Raw genomic sequence first — 5,218 nt, 5'->3', positions numbered from 1 at the left:
CCGCCGGACAGCGTGCCGGAGCGCTGCCTGAGACGCTGGCGCAGCAATGGAAAAAGGTCGAGGACATTTTCCCGCACGGCCTTGCCCTTGCCGCGCGTCATCAGGCCGATTTCGATGTTTTCCGTCACCGTCATCTCGGCGAACAATCGCCTGCCCTGCGGCACATAGGCGACGCCGGCCTTCGGCACGTCGTGCGCCGCCAGGCCGGTGAGCTCCGTGCCGTCCAGTCTGATCGAGCCGGCCGCCGCCGGAACCAGGCCCATGATCGCCTTCAGCGTGGTCGTCTTGCCGGCGCCGTTGCGGCCGAACAGGCAAAGCACCTCGCCCTTGTTGAGAACAAGGTCGAGCCCGTAGAGGACCTGGACCTCGCCGTAGAAGCAGTCGAGCCCGGAGATGGCCAGCGCCTTGGAGCCTGCCTCAGTCATGGCCGGCCCCGAGATAGGCGTCCTGCACCTGGCGATTCCCGCGCACCTGTTCCGGCGTGCCTTCGGCGAGGATACGACCGGCGTTGAAGACGGTGATGCGGTCGGCGAGCTGCATGACGACCGGCATGTTGTGCTCGATCAGGAGCACGGTGGCGCTTTTGGCGATCTCGCGCACGAGCTCGATGAAATTGTCGATCTCGCTGTCGGCCAACCCTTGCGTCGGTTCGTCGAGGATCAAGAGGCGCGGCTTCAGCGCCAGACCCATCGCCACTTCGAGCAGCCGCTGGTGGCCATAGGATAGCTGGCCCGCCGGCATATGGGCGCGACCGGCAAGGCCGGTGCGCTCGAGCGCGGCCATCACGCCGGCCCTGACCGCGCCCTTGGAACGTCCGTCGGTCAGCGTACGCTGCACCGGCAAAGCGACATTGTCGTAGGCGGAGAGATTGGCGAAGACGCTGGTAATCTGGAAGGTGTAGGCGACGCCGAGGCGAACCCGTCTGTAGGCCGGCAGGCTGGTGATATCGGCGCCATCAAAGACGATCATCCCGGATGAAGGAGGGATGCGGCCGCTGACCAGGCTGACGAAGGTAGTCTTGCCGGCGCCGTTGGGACCGATGACGGCGCGGATCTCGCCCGGCATCAGCGCGAAGTCGACATTGTCGACGGCGCGCAGGCCACCGAAATTGCGGGACAGGCCCTTGGTTGTCAGAAGCGGCATCATGGCAGCCACCCGAGCCAGCGCTGGCGGATGCTGCCCATGATCCCCTTCGGGAAGAACAGCACCAGCAGGATGAGCGCGACGCCGACGATCAGCAGATAGGCCGAGATGAAGCCGCTGGTGATGTCGGTGACATAGTACATGAACAGCGTGCCGATGAGGGGGCCAAGCGCGGTGGCGGCGCCGCCGAGCAGCACCCAGAGCAGCGGCAGGATGGAATACTGCACCGAGGCGAAGCTGGAGCCGACATAGCCGAACAGAAGCGCATAGGCGGCGCCCGAGGCCGCGCAGATGGTGCCGGAGACGACGACGGCGGCGAGCTTGTTGGAGAAGGTGTCGTAGCCGAGCATTTTCGTCCGTTCCTCGTTCTCGCGGACGGCGACCAGCACGCGGCCATAGCGGGAGCGGATGACGGCAAGCGTCGCCAGCAGGACGATGGAGAACAGGGCCAGCGCGCTCATGTAGCGCACGGTCGGGTTGGTGAGGTCGAGCGTCGTGCCGCCCAGGGTCAGCACCCGCGCCGCTTGCTGAACGACTAGGCCCTGGTCGCCGCCGGTCCAGACGGCGAAATAGAGGATGAGCAGCGAAAACACCTGCGCGAACATCATGGTGACGATCATGAAGGCGACGCCGGACGTGCGCAGTGCCAGCACGCCGATGACCAGGGCCAGCAGCGCGCCGCAGACGATGCCGGCCAGGAAGGCGGCCGGCACGCTCCAGCCGAGATGATAGACGCTTAAGCCCGCGCCGTAGAGGCCGGCGGCGAAGAACATGGCATGGCCGAGGCTGAGCAGGCCGACATAGCCGAACAGCAGATTGTAGCCCATAGCGAAGACCGCCAGCACCATGATGCGGGCGATGAGGCCGTGGTGATAGTCCGGCAGGACGAAGCTCAGCGCGAAGAGCAGGGCGGTGACGCCGAGATGCAGCGCATAGGCCTTTGCCGGCGAAGCTTCCGTCATCGCGACGCCGTCCCGAACAGGCCTTGCGGCCGGAACACCAGCACCATGGCAACGACAAGCGTGGCGATGATCTTGGCCAGCGTCGGCGAGAAGAACATCGAGATGATGCCATCCGACAGGCCGATCAGCACGGCGGCGACGAGGGTGCCGCGCAGCGAGCCGAGGCCGCCGATGATGACGACGATGAAGGAGAGCAGCAGCGGATCCTGCCCCATCAGATAATGCGCCTGGCTGATCGGCACGATCAGCACCGCGGCTATTGCCGCAAGCATGGCGCCGAGCGCGAAGACGCCGCAATAGACGCGGTCGACCGGAATGCCGAAGGCCTGCGCGGTCTCGCTGTCATACTGGGTGGCGCGCATCAGCAGCCCAACCTTGGTCCGAGTCAGCACCAGCCAGGTGGCGACGAGCAGCAGCGCGGAGGCCGCGACCACCGACAGCTTGTAGCCGGAATAGCCGAACCAGGGCAGCAGGATGCGGTAGCTGAAGGGCGGCTCGACCGGGCGCGCCTCCGGGCCGTAGAAGGTCAGCGCCAGCTGCTGGATGATGTAGAGCATACCGATCGTGGCGACGATGGTGGCTTCCGGATTGTAATTGAGCCGGCGCAGCACCAGCCGCTCGGCGACCAGCGCAACCGCGCCGACGATGAGCGGCGCGATGACCAGCGCGGCGACGAAGCCGAGCGCAGGATGGCCCGATATCGCCGTCGAAATCGCCCAGGCCAGTACCGCGCCCAGCATGAAGAACTCGCCATGGGCGACATTGACTACGCGCATGACGCCGAACACCAGCGACAGGCCAAGCGCCGTCAGCGCCAGCACGGCCGAGGTGACGAGGCCTTCGAGGGCGGCGAGGAGGAGATGGGGTCCGAAGTGCATTGGTTATTTGCCAGCGGATGCGCGAGGCGCCCCCCTCTGCCCTGCCGGGCATCTCCCCCTCAAGCGGGGAGATTGGCAGGACCTGCGACGGCGCTTTTCTACCATCGTTGGTAATTGGCGAAACCCGCCGTGAAATCCGATCTCCCCGCTTGAGGGGGAGATGTCCGGCAGGACAGAGGGGGATGGCTTGGCGCTCACGCTGCTGGAGCTAAGTTCACAGCGCCTGCGTCGTGTAATCCCCTTCCGGCTCGTAGAGGCCGTCCTCGATCTTGGTCTTGTGGACGACCTTGAGCTTGCCACTCTCGACCTTGGAGATGTTCTGGATACCGAAGCACTGGTGGATCTTGCCATTGAAGGTCTTCGGGCCCTGCGGATGCTCCGGCCCTTCAGCGAACTCCTTCAGCGCCTCGGTCGCCTCGACCAGCTTGGCGCGATCCTCAGGCCCTTTGTAGCCGGCATCCTCCATCGCCTTCTTGACGACATAGAGCGTTTCCCAGCAGCCGAACATGTGCGAGGCGGTGGAGACGTCCTTGGGATCGCCGACGGCGGCGCCATTGTCGTCGATGCCGACAGCGGCGCGATAGGCCTTCTGGGCGGCGGAATCGTCGGCTTGCGCATAGCGCGGCGAACCTTCCCAGAAATGGCTACCGTCGAGGAATTCGAGGCCGGGGCTGTTGATGTCGGTGGCCTCGAGCGAATCCATGAAGCCGAACAGCTGCGGCCGCGACGAGCCGTAGAACTCGCCGAGCTCCTTGACGAAGGTGAGCACGGCCGGGCCGACCATGACATGGTAGATCACCTCGGTCTCGGCCGGAATCTGCGGGAAGTACTTGGTGAATGACGACTCCGTCGGCGGAATGGCGATCTGGGCGATGACGTCGGCGCCCTGTGCCTTCAGCGCCGGCGGCAGATAGTCGCGATGGTCGTAGCCGAAGGCGAAGTCGGGGAAGATCTGCGTCACCTTCTTGCCGGCATTGGCGGCGATCCACGGCGCCATCGACTGGATCTGGCTCTTCACATCGGTGATGCCGGGCTGGAAGACATAGCGGTTGAGCTTGGTCGAGGCGACGTGGTGGCCTTCGCTGACGACGAAATAGGGGATCTTGTTTTCGCCGGCGGCCGGCGCCGAACCGATCACGACATGCGAGAACAGGGTGCCGAAGACGATGTCGGTCTTGTGCTGGGTGGCGAACTTGCCGACCACTTCGGCGCCGCGGGCGGGATCGGTGCCGTCATCCTCGATGACCAGTTCGACCTGGCGGCCATTGATGCCGCCGGCATCGTTGATCGCCTTGACCGCGGCGGCGCTCGTCTTCTCGTACCAGCGGCCATAGGCGGCGCCGATGCCAGTGCGGTGCGATTGGAAGCCGATCTTGATCGGCGCCGAGCTCTGCGCCTGGCTGTAGCGGACGAAGCCCGGCGCGACGGCGAGGCCGGCGCCGGCGGCGAGGCCCTTCAGCGCAGTGCGGCGCGAAAGAGTGGTCTTGGAAAGATCGAAAAACCCATTCTTGTCAGACACGGCAGTTCCCCTGTTTTTTGAGTTTTGACCAATGGCTGTAACGAGGCAAAAATTGCATGTGTACAAACTAAATCACCAAAGCCTCGACCTGGCAAGCGAACTTCCCGGTCGGCACTTGAGGCCGCCTTTTTTACCCGGCGGTCGGCGTGGCAAGCAGCCAAAGGCCAAAGACCGTATAGGCAATCATCAGCACGGTAAGCGGTAGCTGGCTGAGCGCCGCGCGCGCCGCGACCGGATGCAGCCGCCAGGCCAGGCCATGGGCGACGAGGACGGCCAGCACATGGCCAAGGATGATGACGCCGGCCTCGAGATTCCAGAGCCACCAGGCCGAGTCGGCGCCGGCGATCACGCCGGCCTCGACCTCCATGCCGGCGGTACCGAACAGATTCCAGCCGAGCGCGAACGGATCGGACATAGCAGCCAGCGCATATTGGCCATCGACCAGCAGCGCCGTCAGGTAGTGGGCGAAATGGTAGGCGAGCGCGATCGGCACGATCGACCAGACCAGCAGGCCGGCAGCTTGGCGCAGCGAATGGCCGCTGCCGGCAAGGCGCTGGCCGATATGGACGGCAAGCACAAACACTGCTGCCAGCAGGACGAAAGTCAAGACAAGGCCGAAGCTGCCGATGCCGATCAGCGCGGTGCGACCGGGAAACTCCAGCGGATTGACGCCGAACAGGCCGAGCCAGAAGAAGGTTTTCGACAGTCCGTCGAAG

Annotated in this window: 5 protein-coding genes and 1 pseudogene; all 6 read right to left on the bottom strand. The window is 64.9% G+C overall.

All coding sequences use genetic code 11. The features are described from left to right. The coding region (locus EN742_RS23370) for an ATP-binding cassette domain-containing protein (protein WP_128333329.1) at positions 1-425 on the bottom strand (425 nt) is incomplete at its 3' end. Then, the gene (locus EN742_RS23365) at positions 418-1,146 is read right to left on the bottom strand and encodes an ABC transporter ATP-binding protein (RefSeq protein ID WP_127406999.1); all 729 of its coding nucleotides are present in this window, start codon (positions 1,144-1,146) and stop codon (positions 418-420) included. The genes EN742_RS23365 and EN742_RS23370, both read right to left, overlap by 8 nt. After that, positions 1,143-2,105: a branched-chain amino acid ABC transporter permease gene (locus EN742_RS23360; protein WP_128333328.1), complete on the bottom strand. Its 963-nt coding sequence runs from the start codon at positions 2,103-2,105 to the stop codon at positions 1,143-1,145. The genes EN742_RS23365 and EN742_RS23360 overlap by 4 nt, the downstream gene beginning before the upstream one ends. Continuing rightward, positions 2,102-2,983, bottom strand: a complete 882-nt coding sequence (locus tag EN742_RS23355) for a branched-chain amino acid ABC transporter permease (protein WP_128333327.1) — start codon at positions 2,981-2,983, stop codon at positions 2,102-2,104. Before EN742_RS23355 ends, EN742_RS23360 begins: the two co-directional genes overlap by 4 nt. Positions 2,984-3,197: 214 nt before the next feature. Next, a complete protein-coding gene (locus tag EN742_RS23345) occupies positions 3,198-4,502 on the bottom strand; it encodes an ABC transporter substrate-binding protein (RefSeq protein ID WP_126057017.1) in 1,305 nt (434 codons plus the stop codon). A 130-nt stretch (positions 4,503-4,632) separates the two neighbouring features. Then, positions 4,633-5,218 (bottom strand): annotated as a pseudogene (locus tag EN742_RS23340) (hypothetical protein); the annotation flags it as partial.

It is taken from the genome of Mesorhizobium sp. M4A.F.Ca.ET.020.02.1.1 (assembly GCF_004022645.1).
GTDB lineage: Bacteria > Pseudomonadota > Alphaproteobacteria > Rhizobiales > Rhizobiaceae > Mesorhizobium.
Note: the sequence above shows the minus strand (reverse complement) of the source record. Positions and strands in the feature narration are given on the sequence as shown.